19 protein-coding genes and 1 pseudogene are annotated in these 22126 nt (G+C 74.5%); 11 read left to right on the top strand and 9 right to left on the bottom strand.

Annotated elements, in window-relative coordinates; genetic code table 11:
• Positions 1–102 precede the first annotated feature (102 nt).
• From AB0G56_RS00270 to AB0G56_RS00260, 3 genes are read left to right on the top strand one after another with little or no spacing between them, the layout of a single operon-like run.
• Positions 103–453, top strand: coding sequence for a hypothetical protein (locus AB0G56_RS00270; RefSeq protein ID WP_360961198.1), 351 nt, complete (start codon positions 103–105; stop codon positions 451–453).
• The gene (locus tag AB0G56_RS00265) at positions 450–1181 is read left to right on the top strand and encodes a response regulator transcription factor (protein WP_360961196.1); all 732 of its coding nucleotides are present in this window, start codon (positions 450–452) and stop codon (positions 1179–1181) included. The genes AB0G56_RS00270 and AB0G56_RS00265 overlap by 4 nt, the downstream gene beginning before the upstream one ends.
• Positions 1171–2283 (top strand): HAMP domain-containing sensor histidine kinase, encoded by a 1113-nt coding sequence (locus AB0G56_RS00260; RefSeq protein WP_360961193.1) that lies wholly within the window; start codon positions 1171–1173, stop codon positions 2281–2283. The genes AB0G56_RS00265 and AB0G56_RS00260 overlap by 11 nt, the downstream gene beginning before the upstream one ends.
• A 116-nt stretch (positions 2284–2399) precedes the next feature.
• Here AB0G56_RS00260 and AB0G56_RS00255 read toward each other — a convergent pair whose 3' ends face one another.
• The 4 genes from AB0G56_RS00255 to AB0G56_RS00240 all read right to left on the bottom strand — a co-directional run bounded on the left by AB0G56_RS00255 (position 2400) and on the right by AB0G56_RS00240 (position 7037).
• On the bottom strand, positions 2400–3179 hold the full coding sequence (locus AB0G56_RS00255; protein WP_360961190.1) for an SDR family NAD(P)-dependent oxidoreductase: 780 nt from the start codon (positions 3177–3179) through the stop codon (positions 2400–2402).
• A 261-nt stretch (positions 3180–3440) separates the two neighbouring features.
• Entirely contained in the window at positions 3441–3923 is a 483-nt protein-coding gene (locus AB0G56_RS00250) for an SRPBCC family protein (RefSeq protein ID WP_360961188.1), read from the bottom strand.
• Between the two features lie 143 nt (positions 3924–4066).
• On the bottom strand, positions 4067–6292 hold the full coding sequence (locus AB0G56_RS00245; protein WP_360961185.1) for a GAF domain-containing SpoIIE family protein phosphatase: 2226 nt from the start codon (positions 6290–6292) through the stop codon (positions 4067–4069).
• A gap of 166 nt (positions 6293–6458) precedes the next feature.
• The gene (locus AB0G56_RS00240; RefSeq protein WP_360961182.1) at positions 6459–7037 is read right to left on the bottom strand and encodes a helix-turn-helix domain-containing protein; all 579 of its coding nucleotides are present in this window, start codon (positions 7035–7037) and stop codon (positions 6459–6461) included.
• A gap of 70 nt (positions 7038–7107) precedes the next feature.
• Between AB0G56_RS00240 and AB0G56_RS00235 the strand changes: the two genes are divergently transcribed.
• Positions 7108–8001: an NADP-dependent oxidoreductase gene (locus tag AB0G56_RS00235; RefSeq protein WP_360961179.1), complete on the top strand. Its 894-nt coding sequence runs from the start codon at positions 7108–7110 to the stop codon at positions 7999–8001.
• 45 nt (positions 8002–8046) lie between these two features.
• Positions 8047–8496, top strand: coding sequence for a DUF523 domain-containing protein (locus AB0G56_RS00230; RefSeq protein ID WP_360961176.1), 450 nt, complete (start codon positions 8047–8049; stop codon positions 8494–8496).
• 414 nt (positions 8497–8910) lie between these two features.
• Here the strand turns inward: AB0G56_RS00230 and AB0G56_RS00225 are convergent, their stop codons facing one another.
• Both AB0G56_RS00225 and AB0G56_RS00220 read right to left on the bottom strand, forming a co-directional pair.
• The gene (locus tag AB0G56_RS00225; protein WP_360962196.1) at positions 8911–9570 is read right to left on the bottom strand and encodes a lanthionine synthetase LanC family protein; all 660 of its coding nucleotides are present in this window, start codon (positions 9568–9570) and stop codon (positions 8911–8913) included.
• A 122-nt stretch (positions 9571–9692) separates the two neighbouring features.
• A pseudogene (locus AB0G56_RS00220) lies at positions 9693–10064 on the bottom strand (serine/threonine protein kinase); the annotation flags it as partial.
• 1939 nt (positions 10065–12003) lie between these two features.
• Here AB0G56_RS00220 and AB0G56_RS00215 point away from each other — a divergent pair.
• Entirely contained in the window at positions 12004–12273 is a 270-nt protein-coding gene (locus AB0G56_RS00215; protein ID WP_360961173.1) for a hypothetical protein, read from the top strand.
• A gap of 123 nt (positions 12274–12396) precedes the next feature.
• Positions 12397–13794, top strand: coding sequence for a dihydrolipoyl dehydrogenase (lpdA, locus tag AB0G56_RS00210; protein ID WP_360961171.1), 1398 nt, complete (start codon positions 12397–12399; stop codon positions 13792–13794).
• 101 nt (positions 13795–13895) lie between these two features.
• Here lpdA and gap read toward each other — a convergent pair whose 3' ends face one another.
• Positions 13896–14894 carry a type I glyceraldehyde-3-phosphate dehydrogenase gene (gene gap, locus AB0G56_RS00205; RefSeq protein WP_360961168.1) on the bottom strand — a complete coding sequence of 333 codons (999 nt, stop codon included), beginning with the start codon at positions 14892–14894 and terminating at the stop codon, positions 13896–13898.
• Positions 14895–15154: 260 nt separating this feature from the next.
• A complete protein-coding gene (locus AB0G56_RS00200) occupies positions 15155–16111 on the bottom strand; it encodes a helix-turn-helix domain-containing protein (protein ID WP_360961165.1) in 957 nt (318 codons plus the stop codon).
• 249 nt (positions 16112–16360) lie between these two features.
• Here AB0G56_RS00200 and AB0G56_RS00195 point away from each other — a divergent pair, with 249 nt between their 5' ends.
• From AB0G56_RS00195 to AB0G56_RS00185, 3 genes are all read left to right on the top strand, one after another.
• Entirely contained in the window at positions 16361–17176 is an 816-nt protein-coding gene (locus AB0G56_RS00195; protein WP_360961162.1) for an SAM-dependent methyltransferase, read from the top strand.
• A gap of 218 nt (positions 17177–17394) precedes the next feature.
• Positions 17395–18282 carry a hypothetical protein gene (locus tag AB0G56_RS00190; protein ID WP_360961159.1) on the top strand — a complete coding sequence of 296 codons (888 nt, stop codon included), beginning with the start codon at positions 17395–17397 and terminating at the stop codon, positions 18280–18282.
• Positions 18283–18415: 133 nt separating this feature from the next.
• Positions 18416–19129: a class F sortase gene (locus AB0G56_RS00185; RefSeq protein ID WP_360961156.1), complete on the top strand. Its 714-nt coding sequence runs from the start codon at positions 18416–18418 to the stop codon at positions 19127–19129.
• 36 nt (positions 19130–19165) lie between these two features.
• Here AB0G56_RS00185 and AB0G56_RS00180 read toward each other — a convergent pair whose 3' ends face one another.
• Positions 19166–20035: an endonuclease/exonuclease/phosphatase family protein gene (locus tag AB0G56_RS00180; protein WP_360961153.1), complete on the bottom strand. Its 870-nt coding sequence runs from the start codon at positions 20033–20035 to the stop codon at positions 19166–19168.
• A gap of 363 nt (positions 20036–20398) precedes the next feature.
• Here AB0G56_RS00180 and AB0G56_RS00175 point away from each other — a divergent pair, with 363 nt between their 5' ends.
• Positions 20399–21901 carry an MFS transporter gene (locus AB0G56_RS00175; protein WP_360961150.1) on the top strand — a complete coding sequence of 501 codons (1503 nt, stop codon included), beginning with the start codon at positions 20399–20401 and terminating at the stop codon, positions 21899–21901.
• Positions 21902–22126: the final 225 nt, after the last annotated feature.

Raw genomic sequence — 22126 nt, 5'->3', positions numbered from 1 at the left:
CACTCCGACCACGCGGGACGCGGGACCGGGCGCTCCCCGGGGCGCGGGCGGCGTCCGCGTTCCCGGTGGCCCACGGTGCGGTACCCGGAGGGACGGTGCGCCGTGCTCTGTGCGACGTGCACGAGAGGAGGCAGTCTCACGGTCGACACCCCGGACACGACGCTCGACGGCGAGGTCGCCTTCGTGGGCGGCGCGTCCCGCAACCTCGGCGGGCTCATCGGCGCGCCCCTGGGGGCCGAGGGCGCCCGGGTGGCCGTGCACCACAACAGCGACTCCTCCCGGGCCGAGGCCGAGGCCGAGGATGTGGTCGAGGATGGGGCCGCGCGGATCCGACCCGCGGCGGAGCAACCCGAGGGCCTCCGGGGCGTGATCTTACGGATCGCTGACGTCCCGCCCCGCCCGTGTCCCGCCCGCTCCCCGACCGCGCCGCCGGTGCGAGACTCGCTGGTGTGAGACGCGTACTCGTCGTGGACGACGACCCGACCGTGTCCGAGGTCGTCGCCGGGTACCTCGACCGGGCCGGCTTCGCGGTCGACGTGGCCGCCGACGGCCCCGCCGCCGTGGCACGGGCCGCCACCCACCCGCCCGACCTCGTGGTCCTCGACCTCATGCTGCCCGGCATGGACGGGCTGGAGGTCTGCCGCCGCCTGCGCCGGCACGGCCCGCTCCCCGTGATCATGCTGACCGCGCGGGGCGACGAGGAGGACCGGATCCTCGGCCTGGAGGTCGGCGCCGACGACTACGTCACCAAACCCTTCAGCCCGCGCGAGCTGGTCCTGCGCGTGGCATCCGTCCTGCGCCGCGCCGGGACAGCGGCGGCGGGCCCCGGACCGGCCGGGGACGGGCTGGGCGCCGGCCCGCTCGCACTGGACCGCACCGCGCGGCGCGCCACCCGCGACGGACGCGAACTCTCCCTCACCGCGAGGGAGTTCGACCTCCTGGAGTACTTCCTGCGCCATCCCGGCCGCGCGGCGGGCCGGGAAGAACTCATGCGTCAGGTGTGGGGCTGGGAGTTCGGAGACCTGTCGACCGTCACCGTCCACGTGCGGCGGCTGCGCGAGAAGATCGAGGACGACCCGGCCCGCCCCCGGCTGATCAGCACGGTGTGGGGCGTGGGCTACCGCTTCGACCCCCCGGCGGCGCCCGCCGCGGACGGGGAAGGAGCACCTGATGGCCGGTGACATGCTGCTGATCGCCCTGTACGCGGCCATCGGCGCGGCGGCGGCCGGACTGGCGGGCGCGGTGGTCCTGAGAATGCTGCGCCACCGCTCGGTCGCGCTGTCGCTGGCCGTGGTCGCGGCCGTCACCGTGACGGCGATGTTCGCGGGGACCCTGCTGGTGTCCTCGGCGATGCTCCTGTCCGACCACGACCTGTGGGTCGTCACCGTGGTGTGTGCCATGGCGGCGGTCGTCTCGCTGGCGGTGGCGCTCGTCCTCGGCCGGGGCGTCGTCAAGGGCAGCCGCGCCCTGGCCGAGGCCGCCCGCGCCCTCGGCGACGGCGGCGGCTTCACCCCGCCCGCCGAGCCGCCCGTGGCCGAACTGGCCGAACTCAGCCGCGAGTTGTCCGCCACGAGCGCCCGCCTGGCCGCCTCCCGGGAGCGGGAGCGCGCGCTGGAGGCCTCCCGCCGGGAACTGGTCGCCTGGATCTCCCACGACCTGCGCACCCCGCTGGCCGGTCTGCAGGCGATGGCCGAGGCCCTGGAGGACGGCGTGGCCGACGATCCCCGCGTCTACCACGCCCGCATCCGCGCCGAGGTCGAGCGCATGAGCGGCATGGTCGGCGACCTCTTCGAACTCTCCCGCATCCAGGCCGGCGTCCTCGCCCTGACCCGGACCCGCATCTCCGTCTACGACCTCGTCGGCGACGCCATCGCGGGCGCCGGCGCGCTGGCCAGGGAGCACCGGGTACGGCTGGTGGGGGAGGGGGTCGAGCCGGTGCCGGTGGAGGTCGACGGCCGCGAGATGTCCCGTGTCCTGGCCAACCTGCTCGTCAACGCCATCCGCCGGACACCCGCGGACGGCACCGTGGCCGTCGCGGCCCGGCGGGAGGCGGACAGCGTCGTCCTGTCGGTGACCGACGGCTGCGGCGGCATCCCGCCGGAGGACCTGCCCCGCGTCTTCGACACCGGCTGGCGCGGCACCGACGCCCGCACCCCGCCGGCCGGCGCGGGCCTGGGCCTGGCCATCGTCCGCGGCATCGTGGAGGCCCACCGGGGACGGGCCACGGTCCGTAACGTGCCGGGCGGCTGCCGCTTCGAGGTCCGCCTGCCGACGGCCGGCTGAGACGACGCTCTCCCGGCCCCCGGCCTCGCTCGCGCACAGCGCTCGTCACCGGCCGGCCCGGCCGTCAGGGCGGCCCCCGCCCCGCCCGCCGGTCCGCCCCGCGCGAGACGCGCGGCTCAGCTGGGCCGGTAGCGTTCGGCGAGCCGGGGGCTCTGCGCGCCGAACGCGGCGAGTTCGGCTTCGAACACCGTACGCAGCAGCCGACCGTCCTCGACGCCGGGGGCGCAGACCACCTCGCCGAGTTCCAGACCGCGCAGACCCGCGGTGACCACGTCCTCGGCGGACATCCGGGGCACCGCGCCGAGATCCATGCCCTGCCGCTCGTGGAACTCCGTCGCCACCACGCCGGGGCACAGGACCTGGACCCGCACCCCCGTGCCGCTCAGCTCGGCGTGCAGCACCTGGGACATCGTGACCAGGTGGGCGAGGGCCCCGGCGTAGACCGCACGGCGCGGCATCTGTGCCGCCGGGGCGGGACCGCTGAACGCGATCATGCCGGCCACGTTCACGACCGCGCCCGCCTTACGGGCGAGCATCCCCGGGACCGCGGCGCGCGTCAGCATCGTCGGGGCCACCACCTTGACGTGCACCAGTTCGCGCGCCTTGCCGGCGGGCAGGTCCGCGAGCGGCATGTAGTGGGCCACACCGGCGTTGTTGACGAGCATCGACAACGGCTCGTCGGCGCACAGGGCCGCGACCGTGTCCACGCCGTCGTCGGTGGACAGGTCGGCGACCACGCGACGGACCTGGACACCGGGGAACTCGGCGGCCAGTTCCTCCAGGCGGTCGGCGCGCCGGCCGACGGCGATCACGTCGTGACCGTCGCCCGCCAGACGCCGGGCGAACGTCCTGCCGATGCCCGAGGTAGCCCCGGTGACCAGTGCGAGCTTGCTCATGACGGCTCCTGTACATGGGGGGGGTGGGGCGGTGGACGCCTCCACGGCTTCCACCCCCCTCACCGTGCCGCCGGGGCTCCGGCCCGGCCAGTGCCCCCGCGCTCCTGGTCGCCGCAGGACCAGGCAACCCGCGCATGGCGGCCCGCACACGGCAGCCCGCACAAGAAGCGCGCACCAGGCCGCGCGGGCCAGGCCGCCGGCGCGAGGCCGCCCGTGCGGGGCAGGGGGTGCCTGGCATCCGGTGACGCGTGCCGCCGCGCGCTACCGCCGGGCCCGCTCGGGAGGCTGTGCCCCCTCGACGAGCCGGGCGAGGTTCGCCAGCGCCATGCGGGTGCCCCTCTCGTTGTCGGGGGCGGGCACGGCGTCGGGGATGCCCTCGTGCACGATCAGGACGTCGGTGCCGCCGTCCGCGTCGGTGAGCGTGGTGGTCATCGTCATCGGGCCGCGCAGCGCGGGGTCCTCGGTCTCGAACTCCAGCACCTCGACCACCCGCTCGTCCGGTACGAGCCGGGCGAAGCGGCCGTGGTAGGTGTCGGTGCGCGGCGCCGACTTCCCGTCGCCCGCGGGCGTGTCGTAGGTGAGCGAGACGCGGAACCGCCCGCCCTCGCGGGCATCGAACTCGTGCACGTGACCGCTCATGCCGGCGGGCACCCGCCATCGCGCGATCGCCTCCGGGTCGACGAGCGCCGCGTACACCGCCGCACGAGGGGCACGCACATGGCCGGACAGCCGTGTCGCATACATGGCGTCAACATAGAGCTTCCGCTCCGGGAGCGGTCCCGGCGCGGAAGAAGTGCCGCGGCCCGCTCAGGCTCCGCGGTGCAGACGTGGCCACCGGTCACCGTGAGGCGCACACCCGCACGTCCCCGGGCGTGCGCGGCGGACCCTCAGCCGTCGACCGCGGCGTCCGGCCGCTCCCGCGCGGCGCGCCGGTGGTCCTCCGCCGCCCGGGGCTGCGGGCCGAGGGCCCGGTGCGTGGCCCGGAGCAGGAGGAGGGTGGTGTCGTCGGCCCCGGCGGGGTGGCCCACCGTCAGCGTGCCGGCGATCTCCTCGAGCGGGGTGTCCGGCGGTCCGGCGGCGGTGAAACGGTCCACGAGGCGGGCGAGGGCCCGGTCGGGATCGGTACCTGGCAGTTCGGTGAGGCCGTCGGTGTAGAGGGCGAGGACGGCCCCCTCGGGCAGGCACAGCCGCACGTGCGGGTAGGCGGCCCGCGGGTCGATGCCGAGCAGGAGCCCGCCCGGCAGGTCCAGCACCTCGACCCGGCCGTCGGGGTGGCGCAGCAGCGGGTGGGGGTGCCCGGCGCGGGCGAGGAGGAGGCGGTGGCGGCGCGGGTCGAGACGGAGGTAGACCGCGCTGGCCAGGAGGTCGGTGTCGAGCGCGGTGAGCAGGCGGTTGGTGAGGCCGAGGACCCGGCGGGGATCGGCGCCGCTGGAGGCGTGGGCGCGGACCGCGGTGCGGATCTGGCCCATGAGGGCGGCGGCAGGCCCGTTGTGTCCCTGGATGTCGCCGATGACGGCGGCGGCCCGGTGGTGGCCGAGGGGGATCAGGTCGTAGAAGTCACCGCCCACGCTCATGCCCTCGGCCGCGGGCAGGTACCGGACGGCGGCCTCCAGGCCGTGGATGTGCGGCAGCCGCCGGGGCAGGAGGGCGTCCTGGAGGTCGCGGGCGAGGCCGCTGGCGTTGTCGTAGCGGCGCGCCCGCGCCAGCGCCTGGGCGATGAGCCCGGCCAGGGCGGTGAGCGTGGCGCGTTCCTCGGGGACGAAGCGGCGGGGCCGGTCGTAGGACAGGACGCACGCGCCGACGTCGTGCTCGGGGACGAGCAGCGGCAGGACCGCCCAGGCGGAGCCGTGGCCGAGCGCGGCGTGCCGCGGGTAGAGACGGGCCATCTCCCGGCGGCTCTCCAGGAAGAGCGGCGCCCCCGTCGCCAGGGCCCGGGTGCCGGGGGTCTCGGCGCCCGCAGGGGGGCGGTCGATGCTCCCCAGCACGTCCGGCGGGTAGCCGTGCGCGCCGATCACCCGCAGCCGGCCGTCCCCCTCCAGGGCCAGGAGCACCGCGCGGGCGGCGCCGAAGACGGGCAGCATCTCGTCGGCGACGAGACGCACCACGTCCCGTACCCCCGTGGCGTTGGCGAGGGCGCCGACCAGGTGCAGCACGTGGTACACGCCCTCCAGGCGCGCGGGTGCCTGCGGTCCCGCCCGGCCGGGCTGACGGGGCGGGTGGGGCTCGGGGGCGGAGTCGGTGATGCGCACCGTGATGCCGGAGGCGTCCGGGTACAACTGGAAGCAAAGCCAGCGGTCCGGGGGGCGCAGCACCGTGAACGCGGTCGGCTGCCGGCTCATCGCCGCCGCGCGGTAGCGCTCCTCGTAGACCGGGTGGTCCAGCCAGGGCAGCGCCCGCCACAGCTCCTGCCCCGTCAGCTCGTCCGCGGGGGAGTCCAGCAGCGCGGCGGCGGCCTGCGTGGCGAGGGCGACGCGGCCGTCCACGCCGAGCACGCACACCCCCTCCGGCAGGCGGGCCAGCGCCGAGCCTTCCATGAGCTGTCCCGGGGCGGGCGCGGTGCCCGGCAGGACCAGGGGCTCCGCCGCGGGCCGGATGGGCTGCCCGGTGCCCACGGCGTGCGCGAGGACGCGGCCGAGCGCGGTGGCTGCGGCCTCCAGCCGGTCGCGCTCGCCGGCGTCCAGCCGCTGCGGGCGCGAGCCGGCCCAGTTCACGAAGAGCGCGCCGTGCGCCTGCCGGTCCGCGAGGAGGGGCAGACAGGCGAACGCCAGCCGGTACGGCAGGATCAGCGCCGTGCGCGGGTAGCGGCGGGCCAGTTCCTGCGCGCCGGCCACCCACACCAGCTTGCGTTCGCGCGCCGCTTCGGCCACACCGACCGGGGCGTCCAGGCGGATCCGGCGCCAAGGACCGGCGAACTGCGGTGGCAGCCCGGTGTACACGGCGAGCACGAGGGCGTCCCCGGCCGGATCGAGCAGGTACACACCGCCGCCGTACGCGCCGAGCGCGGACACCGCTCCCGCCAGGCACACGCCCAGCTCCTCAAGACCCCGCCGGTCGTCCGGGGAGGGCGGGCCCTCCCCGTCCGGAACACCGCTCGCAGCGGAGTCATCGCGCATAGGCACCACCCTGCGGCCGTCGCGGAGCCGGGGGTCCGACCGCGATCGTTCGCCAGGGACCGGGGGCCCGGCTCCCACTTTCCACTATTCCACGGAACCGTGTGTCCCCGGTCGGTACGGCGAGGGCAGCGGGGCCGCCGGTGGGCTGAGCACGGGCGGCGGCGCGTCAGGAAGGGCGGCCGACCTCCCAGGCCGCCTCGATCATCCGGAAGATCTCGTCCACCGCGGCCTCCGGGTCGGCCGCCTCACGGGCCAGGGCGTAGGCGTCGATCGCGAACCGCGCGATCGTCCGGCAGGCCGTCGCGCCCTCGGGCAGGCCGAGATCGGCGGCGACGGCCCTGCCCAGCGAGTCCGCGTGGCGCAGCCTCATCGACTCCTCGTACTCCCGCAGGGAGGGCGAGGAGTCGATCATGCGCCAGATGGGGGCGGCGCCGTCCGCCGTGCAGTGCCGCACCAGGGCCAGGACCTCGCGGCGCAGCGCGGGGACGAGCGGTTCGTCCGCCGCCCGGCCGGTGACCGCCTGGGTGAGGCGTTGCTCGAAGCCGGGGTCCTGCTCGAACACCAGGGCCTCTTTCGAGGCGAAGTGGGAGAACAGCGTGGTGACGGCCACGTCGGCCTCGGCGGCCACGTCACGGATGCCCACCGCGTCGTACCCGCGTTCCAGGAAGAGCCGCAGGGCGGTGTCCGCGATCTTCTGGCGCGTCGCGGCCTTCTTGCGCTCACGGCGTCCGGTCGGCACGGTCATGGGCTGATGCTACCAGCTGCAAAACACTAACCGTTTTGGAAACCTAACGGTTAGTGCTACGGTCGGTCGCATGAAGAAAGTGAGCTTCGCCGAGTTCGGCGGCCCCGAAGTCCTGCACCTCATCGACGCCGAGGAGCCCCGCCCGGGCCCCGGCCGGATACGCATCGCCGTACGGGCGGCGGGCGTGAACCCCGTCGACTGGCGGATCCGGGAAGGCCAGATCCTCGGCGCCCATCCGGTCGAGTTGCCCTCCGGGGTCGGGCAGGACGCCGCCGGCGTGGTCGAGGAGGTCGGCGAGGGCGTGGAAGGCGTCGAGGTCGGCGACCGCGTGTTCGGCGAAGGGTCGAGCACCTACGCCGAGTCCGCCGTGCTGTGGGCCTGGGCCCCGGTACCCGAGGGCCTGACGTTCGAGGAGGCGGCCGGTTACCCCTCGGTGGTGGAGACCGCGCTGCGCATCATCGGCCAGGTCGGTGTGCGGCCCGGGCAGACGCTGCTGGTCAGCGGCGCGTCCGGGGGAGTGGGGTCGGCCGTGCTGCAGATCGCCCGCGACCGCGGCATCACGGTGATCGGCACGGCCGGCGCCGCCAACCAGGACTATCTGCGGGACCTCGGCGCGCTCGCCACGACCTACGGCGACGGCTGGGTCGAGCGGGTGCGGCGGCTCGGCCGCGTCGACGCGGCGCTCGACCTGGCCGGCTCGGGCGTCATCCGCGAACTCGTGGAGCTGACCGGGGACCCGCGGAAGGTGGTCTCCATCGCCGACCTCGGCGCGCCGGACCTCGGTGTCCGGTTCTCCGGAGTGGCCGGCAGCATGCCGGACGCGCTCACCGAGGCCGTCGACCTCATCGCGCGGGGCCGGCTCCACATCCCGGTCGAGAAGACCTACACGCTCGCCGAGGCCGCCGACGCCCACCGCGACAGCCGGGCCGGGCACGCGCGCGGGCGCCGGGTCATCGTCGTCTGAGCACTCCCCCGCACCGGTGTCACCGCGGTCACTAGGGTGACGGCCATGGAAGCGATTCTGGTCAGTGCGTGTCTGCGCGGGGTGCCCTGCCGGTTCGACGGGCGGGACAAGGCGTCGCCGGCGTCCCAGGAGGCGGTGGCCGGCCGTGCCGTCGTCCCCTTCTGTCCCGAGGTCGCGGGCGGGCTCACGACCCCGCGCCGGCCGGCGGAGCTGGTGGGCGGCGACGGGCACGATGTGCTCGACGGCACCGCGAGGGTGGTGGAGGACACCGGGCGGGACGTGACGGAGCAGTTCGTGGCCGGGGCCGGGCGCGCGCTCGCGGCCGCCTTGCGCGGCGGCTGCACGCAGGCGCTCCTGATGCCGCGCAGCCCGTCGTGCGGACGGGGCACGGTGTACGACGGCACGTTCACCGGAAGTGCGGTGCCCGGGGACGGCGTCACGGCGGCACTGCTGGAGCGCAACGGAATCACCGTGCGGGCCGCTCCCGGCGTGTGAGGCCGCCCCCGGGCGTGCGGGCTCGGGGGAGGCGTGGGGCCGCTCCGGGCCCGGGGGCCCGGCGTGCGGGCCCGGCGAACGGTGTGCGGCCGTTCCAGCCCCGGGGCCCGGCGTGCGGGGCCGACGACCGGCGTGCGGGCCGGCGACCGGCGCCGTCCGCCCCGCCGTGGCCGGCCGTCCCGTCGCCCCTCGCCACCCGCGGACGCCACAGCGGCCCGTGCCGGCCGTGGCCGGACGCTACCCACAGCGTCCGGCTGTGGCCGGTACGGGCCGCCAGGTCAGTGCCGCCCTCGGGGACCGCTCAGCAGACCGTCGTGAAGGTGGGCACCTGGGCCGCGGCCCGGGGGATGCACGGGGTGTCCTCCTCCGCGGCGATCTCCGGGGTCATGCGCTGCAGCTCGTCGAGGTCGTCGGTCATGTCCGATCTCCTTTCGTGAGGGTCCCGGACTCCCCGGTCGGGAGCGGGACGTCACACGGTCCGCGCTGTGGCGCGCGCACCGCGGTCGACGGGGCGGCCGGAGGGGTGTCCGGCAGCCAGGGGCGCGGGCCGCCGTGCAGCAGCCGCAGCAGGAAGCCGACGACTCCGCCGAGCCCGGTGTGGTGACCGGTGCTCACCTCGCGCAGGGTGTCGTCGGCGGGCAGGAGGAGTCCGTGGCGCAGCGCCGTGCGGCTCAGGACCGCCTCGACGGCGTCGTGCGCGCGCTGGTGGTGACTGCTCTCGCCCGTGGCGTGCGCGAGGTCCAGCAGCAGGTGCGCGTTGCCCGCCACGCCGTGGCAGTCGGCGGGCGGCAGCAGCCGGCGGTCGGCGTGCACGGCCTCGGCCGCGCCGCGCGCCGTCCGCAGGTGAGCGGGGTCGCCGGTGACCTGCCACAGCCGCAGCAGGAACGTGCCGACGCCGGACGATCCGCTGCACCAGTTGGTCAGGGGCACGGTGTCGTCAGGCCCCGCGGTCCAGCGCAGCGCGTCCCCGTCCTCGACGGCGGCCTCGGCCAACGCCTCCCCGACCCGTACCGCGGTGGCCAGACACCGGGCGTCCGAGGTGGCCCGGGCAGCCTCGACGAGGAACGTGCCGATGCCCGCCGCGCCGTGCGCGAACCGTGGTGGACCACGGGCCGGGCCGCGGGTCCGTCCTCGGAGGGCACCGTCCAGCGCGGACGCGCCCGCTCGTCCGTCTGAGCTGCCGCGAGGATCCCCTCGGCGCAGCGCGCGATGCGGTCCCGGAAGCGTTCGTCGCCGGTGCGGGCGAGGAAGTACGCCTGGGCCAGCCCGGCCCCGGCCGTCCCGTGGACGACGTCCGGGACGGGACCGGTGACCGGGACCCGCCGTGCCATCTGGCGGGCGGCGGCCACGAGCGCGGGATCCGCGAGCAGCAGCCCGGCGTCCAGCAGGGCCCAGGCGGTGCCGGAGCGGCCGAAGTACAGGCCGGGCAGCAGTCTCGGTTCGCGCTCGGCACGCTCCAGCGTCCAGGTGGCCACGGTGCGCACCGCCTCGCGCAGCCGCCCGTCCCCGGGCCGCGTCCGCGCCGCCCGGGTGAGTACCCCGAGCGTGCCGGCCGATCCGTAGTACACGTTGCAGGGGTCGGTGGTGGCGGCGAAACCGTCGGCGGGCCACAGCCGTTCGGGGTCGTCGGGGAGCAGGGTGTCCAGGAGGTGGCGCAGGCCGTCGCGGAGCAGGCGCTCCGCGTCCGCACCGGGGACGGCGGCCGGGCCGTGCGGGGCGCGTACGGCCCCGGCGGCGCGGCCGGGCCCCGCGGCGCCGCCGGGGCGGTCGGCGCGGTCACCGGCGACCGCGCGGTCGCCGGCGAGGAAGGCCCGCGCGCGCTCCAGGGGCCAGCGGTGGCGCGGGTCGTCGTGCAGCAGGCCGAGGACGAGGGGCGTGAGGCGGCGCACGGCCGGGCTGTGCGGTGCCGGCGCGGCGAGGCGGCCCTCCAGGCGGCGCCGGGCCGGCCGCCCGGCCGGCAGTTCGGCGGCCAGCAGCGGCTCCGTCCCCGTCGCCAGGAGGAAGAGCACGGCACCCAGCGAGTACAGGTCGGCCGACGGATCGGGCAGGGTGCAGCGGCCGGGGCCGGGAGCCAGCTGTTCCGGTGCGCCGTAGCCGAGGGTGCCGCCGCCGGGGGCGGGTGCGCCGGCGCACGCGGCCAGTTCGAGGTCGAGAGGCGGAGTCGGCCGTCCGGGGCGACGAAAACGTTGTCAGGGGACAGGTCACGCAGGACCACGCCCTGCGCGTGGACACGGACGAGCACGTCCGTCAGCTGCCGGGCCAGATCCAGCACCGTCCGCGACGACGGCGCCCCGCCCCGCGTCCGCGCCCGCAGGTTCCACAGTCTGAGCGGGACGCCGTCCAGCTGCTCCTGCACGAGGAACACGTGGTCGTCCTCGGTGAGGAAGGCGATCTTCGCGGGGGTGAGGCCGAGCGGCGCGAGCCGGTCGAGCATCTCTCCTTCGTTGCGCAGCAGATCGCGTACGTCGGTGCCCAGCGCGGTGGCGTCGACGTGCGCCCTGCCCTGCTTGACGACGACCGGAGCGTCCGTGTGCCGGTCCGTCGCCCGGAAGACACCGCCCTTGGTGCTGAGCCGCAGGGCGGCGCGCACCACGAAGCGGCCACCGATGACGACGGTCCCGGGGGACCGCCGCGCCTGCGCGGACGGGGCGGCACCCGTCTGCCCGGCGGCCGTGCGGGCCGCCTCGAAGGGGTCGGTCACCCCCGCGGGCGGCGTGTACCAGGGGTCCCGGACGTCGGGGACGCGCCTGCCCTCGGCGTTCACCAGGGTCGGCCGGTAGACACCGTTGTCACCGAGGACCGGCACCGGCCGGAACCCTCCGTACCGGTAGTGCACCAGGCTGCCCGGACGGAAGGGGCGGTCCGACAGGATCCTGGGACCCGGCAGCCCCGCCGTCGCGGTGTGCAGCTCGGCCGCCACGGCGGGAAGGCGCTCCGCACTGTGCGGACAGACGGTGATGAATTTCCCTGCGGAAGCCCGGTCGTATTGCCGGGAAACCAATTCCCGCACGCGCTCCGCGGAAGCCGCCACCTTGAAATCGAGGCCATGCCGCAGCAGGACCACGGCGACTTTCTCCAGAATTTCCGCGGCGGACAGCGGAGTGGCGGAGACATGGAGTTTCCAGCCCTGGTCCGGCAGGTCCCCGTCGGCGGGCGACACCCGGCACCACAGGTCGTCGCGGGCGATCCGCCACACCTGGCCAGCAGCGTTGCGCTCCCGCACCAAGGGCGCGAGCACCGATTCGGGGTCGAAGGGGCGAACCGTGCGGTCTGCTCGTGGTGAGCCTCCCGCGACCCGGTCCAGACTTCCCGACGTCACCCCGCGGCCTCCGAGGTCATCGTTTCCGACGTGTCGCGCACTGCTGCGATCATCACCGTCCTGTGAGGTCGGGAAACCATGTCCCCATGCAAAGAAAAGGCAAATCGGAGGCGCGGGATCTGCCTTGTATCAGAAACGGCCGATGCCATTGCAATTGCCCAATTCGGTGGAGCGGCTGCCGTATTGCCGTGTCCTCCCGGAGGCGGGTCGCGCCCACACAGCTGTCCGTCGTCGTCCCCCTGGCCGCCGCGGGGGCGCCCAGACGGCCCGGCAGGCTCCGCGCCGCCTGCCTCCGCCCGGCCACGGCCATCTGCTTCGCGTTGACGGCCGGTCCGATGAAGACGTCCGTGCATCTCCTCGACGACGACGGCTTCGGCGCGTTCCTCACCTCGTGGCAGACCTACGCCTTCGGAGCCGGCGGTGTCCGCGCGGCGCTCCTGCCGGAACACGCCCTGTGAGCCGGGCCCCTGGCGGCCTCTCAGGTGGCCCTCGCCCTCGGCGACGCCCCGCGGCCGGGCACCGGCCGGGGCGGACGCCCGGCGTAAGATCAGGCGGCCCTACCGGGGTACTACGCTGACGGCATGACGCACTTTGATGTCCTCGTCCTCGGCGCAGGCCCCGGCGGATACGTCGCCGCCATTCGCGCAGCCCAGCTCGGCAAGTCAGTGGCGGTCGTCGAAGAGAAGTACTGGGGCGGTGTCTGCCTGAACGTGGGCTGCATCCCGTCCAAGGCCCTGCTCCGGAACGCCGAGATCGCCCACATCCTCACCCAGGAGAAGAAGACCTTCGGCATCAGCGGTGACGCCACCATGGACTTCGGCGTCACCCACCGGCGCAGCCGCTCCGTGGCCGAGGCCAGCGCCAAGGGCGTGCACTACCTGATGAAGAAGAACAAGATCACCGAGATCGACGGGTGGGGTACCCTCACCGGCCCGAAGTCGGTGGACGTCAGGGGCGCCGACGGCGCCACGGCGTCGTACAGCTGCGACAACCTCGTCATCGCCACCGGCGCGCAGGTCAGGATGTTGCCCGGCATGAGCCGCAGCGCCAACGTCGTCACCTACGAGGAGCAGATCCTGGACGAGGATCTGCCGCGCTCCGTCATCATCGGCGGCTCCGGCGCGATCGGCGTCGAGTTCGCCTACGTGCTGCGGAACTTCGGCGTCGAGGTGACCATCGTGGAGTTCCTCGACCGCATGGTGCCCACCGAGGACGCCGACGTCTCCAAGGAACTGCTGAAGCACTACCGCAAGCTGGGCGTCGACGTCCTGCTCTCCACGAAGGTCGACTCCGTCGAGGACACCGGCTCGGGCGTCCGCGTCACCGTCAGCCCCGCCGCCGGCGGCGAAGCACGCGTGCTGGAGGCCGACCGGATGCTCGCCGCGTTCGGCTTCGCGCCCAGGGTCGAGGGCTACGGGCTCGAGGCGACCGGCGTCCAGCTCACCGAGCGCGGCGCGATCGCGGTCGACGCCCGCGGACGCACCAACGTGCAGGGCGTCTACGCCATCGGCGACGTGACCGGCAAGCTCATGCTCGCGCACACCGCCGAGGCCATGGGCGTGGTGGCCGCCGAGACGATCGCCGGGGCCGAGACGCAGGAGATCGACTTCGCGATGATCCCGCGGGCGACCTTCTGCCAGCCCCAGATCGCGTCGTTCGGCTACTCGGAGGCGCAGGCCAGGGAGCTGGGCTACGACGTCAAGGTCGCGCAGTTCCCCTTCTCCGCCAACGGCAAGGCCCGCGGCATGGGCGAGGGTGTCGGCTTCGTCAAGATCGTGGCGGACGCCCGGCACAACGAGATCGTGGGCGCCCACATGATCGGCCCCGAAGTGACCGAACTGCTGCCCGCGCTGACGCTCGCCCAGATGTGGGACCTGACCGCCGACGAGGTCGCCCGCAACGTCTTCGCCCACCCGACGCTGTCGGAGGCGATGAAGGAGGCCGTCGAAGGCATCGCGGGGCACATGATCAACCTCTGAGCCCGGCACCCGCGCCCCGCCCCCGACGGAGGGCGGGCGTGGCTCACGGCCCGGTCCCGCGCGCTGCGGGGCCGGGCCGTTGCCGGTGCGCCTGCCCGCGCTCAGTGGCCGCCGAGCAGTTCCAGCGTGTCGATCACCCGGTTGGAGAAGCCCCACTCGTTGTCGTACCAGGCGACGACCTTGACGTGCCGTCCGTCGACGCGGGTGAGGGCCGAGTCGAACACCGCCGAGGCCGGGTTGCCCGTGATGTCGGACGACACGAGCGGGTCCTGCGAGTACTCCAGGATCCCGGCGAGCGGCCCCCGGGCGGCGGCACGGTACGCCGCCAGCACCTCGTCACGGCTCACGTCGCGGGTGACGGTCGTGTTCAGCTCGACGATCGAGCCCACCGGGACCGGCACGCGGATCGAGTCGCCCGACAGCTTCCCGTCGAGGTTCGGCAGCACCAGCCCGATCGCCTTCGCCGCGCCCGTCGTGGTCGGCACGATGTTGACGGCGGCGGCGCGGGCCCGGCGGGGGTCACGGTGCGGGCCGTCCTGGAGGTTCTGCTCCTGCGTGTAGGCGTGCACCGTCGTCATGAAACCGTGCTCGACACCGGCGAGTTCGTCGAGCACGGACGCCAGCGGCGCCAGCGCGTTGGTCGTGCAGGAGGCGTTCGAGACGATCGTGTGCGCCTGCGGGTCGTACGCGCCGGTGTTCACGCCGAAGGCGAGCGTGACGTCGGCGCCGTCCGACGGCGCGCTGACGAGCACCCTGCGCGCTCCGGCGTCGAGGTGGGCGCGGGCCGCCCCGGCCGAGGTGAACCGGCCGGTCGCCTCCAGTGCGACGTCGACGCCCAGCTCCGCCCACGGCAGCCGCGACGGTTCCCGCTCGGCGAGCACCTTGATGCGGCGGCCGTCGACGACGAGGGTGTCCCCGTCCACCGACACCGGGCGGCCGAGCCGGCCGGCCGTCGTGTCGTAGGCGAGCAGGCGGGCGAGCGTGGCGGGTTCGGTGAGGTCGTTGACGGCGACGACCTCCAGGGCGCTGTCGCGTTCGAGCAGCGCGCGCAGCACGTTGCGTCCGATGCGGCCGAATCCGTTGACGGCGATGCGAGTCATGAGTGGCGTTCCTTCCGTTCGCCACCAGGTTCGCCGGTGGCGCCCGGCCGGGACAGCGGCGCGAGCGCCACGGTTCGCAAGGATCGTGCCAGTGAGCCAGTGAGCCAGTGAGCCAGTGAGCCAGTGAGCCGGTGAGCCGGTGAGCCGGTGAGCCGGTGAGCCGGTCAGTCCGTCAGCCGGTCGGTCGGTCGGGTCAGCCGGTCAGCCGGTCAGCCGACGGACGGTCGTCGCCCGGGCGGAGGTGTGCCCGCCCCTTCCGTTCACTCGCCCCGGGCGAAGGTGCGCCGGTACTCGCTCGGTGTGGTGCCGAGGACCCGCTGGAAGTGCAGCCGCAGGTTCGCGCCGGTGCCGAGACCCACGTCGGCGGCGATCTGCTCGACACTCAGCCCCGACCGCTCCAGCAGCTCCCGGGCCAGGTCGACACGGGCGCGCATGACCCACTGCATCGGCGTGTACCCCGTGTCCTCGGCGAAGCGGCGGGAGAAGGTGCGGGGCGACACCGCCGCGTGCCGGGCGAGCGCGTCCAGGGTGAGTGGTTCGCCCAGCCGGTGCAGCGCCCACTCGCGGGTGGCGGCGAACCGCTCGCCGAGCGGCTCGGGCACGCTGCGCGGCACGTACTGCGCCTGGCCGCCGCTGCGGTACGGCGCCGCGACCAGCCTCCGGGCCGCGTGGTTCGACGCGGCCACCCCGAGGTCGCCGCGCAGCATGTGCAGGCACAGGTCGATGCCGGAGGCGGCCCCGGCCGACGTCAGGACGCAGCCCTCGTCGACGAACAGGACGTTCTCGTCGACCCGGACGAGCGGGTGCTTCGCCGCGAGCGCCCGCGTGTAGTGCCAGTGCGTGGTGGCCCGCCTGCCGTCGAGCAGGCCCGTGGCGGCGAGCGTGAAGGCACCCGTGGAGATGGCGGCCAGCCGGGTGCCCCGGCGATGGGCGGCGACGAGCGCGTCGACGACCGCCGGGGGCGGGGCGTCGCGGTCCGGGAACCGGTGGCCGGGGAGGAAGACGACGTCGGCCCACGCGAGCGCCTCCAGCCCGTGGGCGACGTGGTACGACAGCCCGTCACCACCGGTCACCAGGCCGGGGGCCGCGCCGCACACACGTACCTCGTACGGCATGCTCGCGCGCGTCGTGAACACCTGGGCGGGGATCCCGACGTCGAGCGGTTTCGCGCCGTCGAGCACCAGGACGGCGACGCGGCGCAGACGGGAGGCTGACACCCGAGAAGGGTACGCGGCACACTCGCCCAGCGGCCGCCCTCCTCTCCCCGCGGGCCGCCGGGCAACGGAAGGAGCGACCGGCGGCGGGAGCGCCGGAGCGACCGGCGGAGCGACCGGCGGAGCGACCGGCGGAGCGACCGGCGGAGCGGCGCCGACGCGCCGGTGAACTGGTGTGCGCAGCGCGGAGGTTGGCACGTATCTTGTGCAGCGGACACTCCATGCTCGACCGGACAGGGACGGACGGTATCCATGACCCACCCCGCGAACACCCCCGGGCCCGCGGCGCATCCGAGGATCGACACCTCGGTGCCGCACTCGGCCCGGATCTGGAACTACTGGCTGGGTGGCAAGGACAACTACCCCGTCGACGAGGAGGCCGGCGACGCCTACACCGCCGTCTTCCCCGGCATCGTCACCATCGCCCGCAGCAGCCGCGCGTTCCTGCGCCGCAACATCACCCACCTGGTCGCCGAGGCGGGCATCCGGCAGTTCCTCGACGTGGGCACCGGCCTGCCCACGGCCGACAACACCCACCAGGTCGCCCAGCGGATCGCCCCCGAGGCACGGATCGTCTACGTCGACAACGACCCGATGATCCTGGCGCACGCCCGTGCCCTCCTGTACTCCACGGCGGAGGGGGCGACCGCCTACATCGACGCCGACGTGCTGGACACGGACCGCATCCTGACGGCCGCGGCCCAGACCCTCGACCTCACCCGTCCCACCGCCCTGATCCTCAGCAACATCCTGGGACACGTCCCCGACCACGAGCAGGCGCGCTCCCTCGTCACCCGGCTGATGGACGCCCTCCCCTCCGGCAGCTACCTGTCCGTCAACGACGGTTCGCGGGGCATCGACCCGGTCTTCGAACAGGCCCAGGACTCCTACAACGAGAGCGGTGCCGTTCCGTACATCCTGCGCACCGTCGAGCAGATCACGGCGTACTTCGACGGCCTGGAACTCGTGGATCCCGGGATCGTCCCGGTCACTTTCTGGCGGCCCGAACCCTCCGATCCCGCCCCGCAGCCGATCGGCGAGCACGGGGGTCTCGCCCGCAAACCGTGACCCGCCGGCCGCCGTGGTGGGAGACCGTCAGGTGATCCGGTCTCACCTCGGCGCGCCGTGGGTTCCCTCGCACGGGTGTGCCGAAGGGGCGTCACTAGTCCGAATGCAGCGCTCCGATGGTGCGTACCGCCTATCCCGCTGACAGTGATCACGTCGCACCTGCGATCCCGAAGAGCGGGCATCGTGCCGGCTCTCGCAGTCGTGACGGAAGGATCACCATGCGTATTTCCCGCACTCTGTTCGTAACAGCGGCGATCGCCTCCGCCGCTGCCTTCTCCGCTCCCGGCGCCGGTGCCGTGAGCATGCACGCGCTCGCCCCCGCGCAGGCCACCGTCGTCCAGGGCACGCTCACCGGAGACGACTCCGACGACCAGGGCAGCGACGGTGACCGCTCGTCGAAGGGCGACCGTGGTGGCGAGGACCGTGGTGGTGACCGTGGTGGCGAGGACCGCGGCGGCGACCGTGGCGGTGACCGCGGTGGTGACCGTGGTGGTGACCGTGGTGGGGACAAGCCGCACGGTGGTGTCCACGCCGGTGGCGGTGCGCTGGCCCTGGCGAGCATGGGCGACAGCGGCGACTCCGGCGACCGCGGTGACAACGGTGACCGCTCGTCGAAGGGCGACCGCGGTGGCGAGGACCGCGGCGGCGACCGCGGTGGCGAGGACCGCGGCGGTGACCGCGGTGGCGACCGCGGTGGTGACCGTGGTGGTGACCGTGGTGGGGACAAGCCGCACGGTGGTGTCCACGCCGGTGGCGGTGCGCTGGCCCTGGCGAGCGTGGGCGACAGCGGCGACTCCGGCGACCGCGGTGACAACGGTGACCGCTCGTCGAAGGGCGACCGTGGTGGCGAGGACCGCGGCGGCGACCGCGGTGGCGAAGACCGTGGTGGTGACCGTGGCGGCGAGGACCGTGGCGGTGACCGCGGTGGTGACCGTGGTGGTGACCGTGGTGGGGACAAGCCGCACGGTGGTGTCCACGCCGGTGGCGGCGGTCTGGCCCAGTCCAAGGACACCATGGGGCTGGGAGCCGCTCTCGTGCTCGGCGGCGTCGGAGCGGGTGCCTACATGCTGCGACGCCGCAAGGTGTCGGGCACGTCCGTGGCCTGAACCGGCCCCAGTCCACCGTCGGTGCGCTGCCGCGGCCTAGCGTCCCTCCCCGGGAGGAACGCGCGGGCCGCGGCGGCGGCGCCCCACCCCGCCGAGCGGGGTCCGCACCACCTCTTGACGAAAGGCACCGTCCATGGCTTTCCAGCGTCCGCCGCAGACGGAACGGTCCGGGACCGGGAACGCGCCTCGCCGCGGCCGGCTGCGCCTGCTGTGGCCCGCGGCTGCGGTCGGCCTCGGACTGGTGCTCATCCACCAATCCCTGGGCACCGCCCCGGTGACCAGCCCCCGGCAGGCGGGCCGCCCCACGGCGGCGGCCCCCCGGGCGACCCGTAGCGCGCAGCCCGCGCCGTCCACGTCCACCGAGGCCGACGACGGAGCGCTGCCCCGATCGGCCCCCGAACGGATCTCCATCCCGGAGATCTCCGTGGACGCGCCGTTCACCAAGCTGTCCCTGGACCCGACCGGACACCTGAGCCCGCCGCCGGCCGACGACACCAACCTCGTCGGGTGGTTCCAGGACGGAGCCTCGCCCGGCGAGCGCGGAGCGTCGATCGTGGCCGGCCACGTCGACACCACGACGGGGCCCGCCGTCTTCGCCGGGCTGGAGTCGCTCAGCACCGGCGACAGCGTGGACATCACCCGCGAGGACGGCATCGTCGCACACTTCGAGGTCGACGCCGTGGACACCTTCAGCAAGGCGAACTTCCCCGACGACGAGGTCTACGCGGACACCCCGACGCCGGAGTTGCGCCTGATCACCTGCGGCGGCAACTTCAACCGCACCAGCCAGGACTACGAGTCCAACGTGGTCGTCTTCGCCCACCTCGACTCCAGCTCCCCTTCCTGAGACGCGGGGGCGGGGGCGGGGGCGGGGCGCGGCCGGTCAGGAGCGCGGTCGCCGCACGGTGAGATCGGCGACGACGGGCCGGTGGTCCGAGGCCGTCGTGACGGCCTCCCGGACCCCGGTGACCGCGATCCCGCGGGAGAGCGCCACGACGTCGATGCGGCGCACCGGTGCGGCCGCCGGATAGGTCCCGCCGCCGTCGGGCGCGGCGTCGGCCAGCGGCCCCCACAGCCTCGCCAGCTCGGGCGCGCCGGGTTCGGCGTTGAAGTCGCCGACGAGGACCTTCGGTCCGCGCTCCGCGTCCAGCACGGCCAGCATGTCGTCGACCTGGGCGCGGCGAACCGACGGATCGGCGCGGTAGTCCAGATGGGTCGTGTACACGTGCACCACGGTGCCCCGGGCCCGTACCGCGACCTCGGCGAAGCCCGGCGCGGGTTGCGGCACCGGGTCGGTCGACTGGGTGGACAGCCGGGTGATCTCGTGGTTCTCCGCGCTCACCACCGGGTAGCGGCTCAGCACCGCGACACCGAACTGCCGCCGCCGCGTCTGCGGCGGCTCGGCGGGCAGATCGTAGATCGGCGCGAAGAACACCCGCATGTGCAGCCGCCGGGCGAGGTCACGCGCCTCGTCGGCGTATCCGCTCCGGGCGCCCCAGTGCACGTCGACCTCCTGAAGGCCGATCACATCCGCGTGCAGGTCCCGGATCGCCCGCGCGGTGCGGCCGAGGTCGAAGACGCCGTCCTCGCCCGCCCCGGCGTGGATGTTGTACGTGGCCACCCGCAGCGGCACGGGCGGCGCCGCCTGCCGAGGTGCGGCGGCCCCGGGCCAGGCGGAACCCAGCGTGAGCGTGGCGGTGAGCGCGGCGGCGGTCAGGACGCGGCGGGCGAGCGAGCGGTGGGTGCGTGTCACACGGTCCTCCGGATGAGAGTGTGATGCGGCCTTCGCGGGGGCGGTGCGGTGGGCCGGACTCCGGGTGTGCCGGGACCGGCGCGCGGGCGGGCGGCGACCCGGGCGGCGCCGCCGACAGGAGCGTACTGGCGGGGGAGCGCGCCGCGAACCGTACGGCGACGAGGACTTCGTGAGTCCCACGGGCTTCCGCCCGTCCCCTGGGGTTCGCCGGCCGCTCACGCTGTAGGGCCTGTGCGGCGGAAAGTCAACGGTTGACTTGGCCGGATGTCGCTGCCATGTTGGCAAGCGCTTTCTACGGGGCTTTGCCCAGGTCATCCGCACAGCGCCCGGTCCCGCCGGGAGCCTTCACGTCGAGGGGGACGTATGAAGGAAGCAGCCGCAGCCCCCGGGGTCGCCGAGCCCGGGCCCGGGCTCGGGTCCGGGTCCGGGTCCGCGTCCTTTTCGGGCGGCACCCCTCCGGTCTTCTCCGGGCGCCACACCCACCTGTGGGCCTTCCTGCTCGCCGGATGGCTGATCAGCTACGCCGACCGCACGGTCACCGGACCGGTCGTCTCCTGGATGATCGACAGCAGGGCCGGCTTCATCGGGGACGCGGCGCATCCCGCCACGCTGGGCGGACTGATCGGCTCCATGTTCTTCACCGGCTACATGCTGACCCAGTACGCGGGCGGCCGTCTCGGCGACCGCTACGGCCACCGCGAGATGCTGGTGGTGTCCCTGCTGTGGGCCGGGCTGATGACCTTGGTGTCCGGGCTCGCGGGCGGTCTCGTCGCCTTCGTCGTGGCGCGGGTCCTCACCGGCCTGGGGGAGGGGGTCTTCTACTCCAACGACCGGGTCCTGGTGATCGCCCACACCCCGCCGGCCCGGCGTACGGCGGGGCTCGGCATCGTCCTGTCCGGGCTGTCGATCGGACTGACCGTCGGCGTCCTCGCCACCCCGCACCTGATCGACTGGGGCGGCTCGCTCGGCCTGGGCGGCCGGGCCTGGAGCATGCCGCTGTACGTCTTCGGCGTCGTCTCGCTGCTGATCGCCGCCGCCACCTGGGTGTTCTTCCGGGGCCGCGGGGACCGCCCGCTGCGGCTCGGGCCGCCCACGGTGCGGCTGATCGGCTACTCCCTGCCGACGGCCGCGGTCATCGTGGTGCTCTTCCTGTGCGCCGACGCCTTCGGCTGGCCCGACTGGCTGACCGCGGTGGGCTCCGGGGTCCTGTTCGCGGGAATGCTCGCGGTCGTCGTACGCGGCATCGTGCGCGAAGGACGGTCCGCGGCGCTGCTCAACCGCAATGTGTGGCTGGTCTGCGTCGCGTTCGTGGCGGTCATGTGGAACCTGTGGTTCTTCTCCTTCTGGTCGGTCCAGATCGTCAAGGAGAGCGCCCACAGCAGCCTGGGCGCGGCGGCCCTGACGGCCGCTTTCAACGCCGGCGCCGGCATCATCGGCTTCCCCGTGGGCGGCTGGATCGCCGACCGCCGCGTACGCGCGGGCAAGGGCCGCAAGCCGCTCGCCGTCACCTGCGCGGTCGTGCACACGGTCCTCGCGACCGCCTTCGGGCTCAGCCTGCTGGACGGCAGGCCCTCCCTCCTGCTGCTCGGTCTGATCCTGTTCTTCTCCGGCCTGTTCTTCAACGCGCTCCAGCCCATCGTCCACAGCCTCCTGGGCGACCTGTCCGGCGCGGAGAACCGCGGTGCGCTGTTCGGGCTGTTCAACCTCGTCGCGGAGGCCGGAGCGGTGGCCAGTCCGGTGGTCAGCGGAGTCCTGCGCGACGCCACCGGGAGCTGGGCGCCGGGCGTGTTCACGGCGGCCGGTGTGATGGCGGTGTCCGTGGCGCTGTACACGCTGGTGAAGGAGCGTATTCCGGGAGCGGGGTGACGATCCGCGCCGGCCGCGGCGGACCGGCCCGCCAGGCCGCCCCGCACCGAACCGCCGTCCCGCACCGAACCGCCGCCTCGTACCGAACCGCCGTCCCGCACCGAACCGCCGCCTCGTACCGAACCGCCGTCTCGTACCGAACCGCCGTCCCGCACCGAACCGCCGCCTCGTACCGAACCGCCGTCTCGTACCGAACCGCCGTCCCGCACCGAACCGCCGCCTCGT

It is taken from the genome of Streptomyces sp. NPDC021356 (genome assembly GCF_040641015.1).
Taxonomy (GTDB): domain Bacteria; phylum Actinomycetota; class Actinomycetes; order Streptomycetales; family Streptomycetaceae; genus Streptomyces.
Note: the sequence above shows the minus strand (reverse complement) of the source record. Positions and strands in the feature narration are given on the sequence as shown.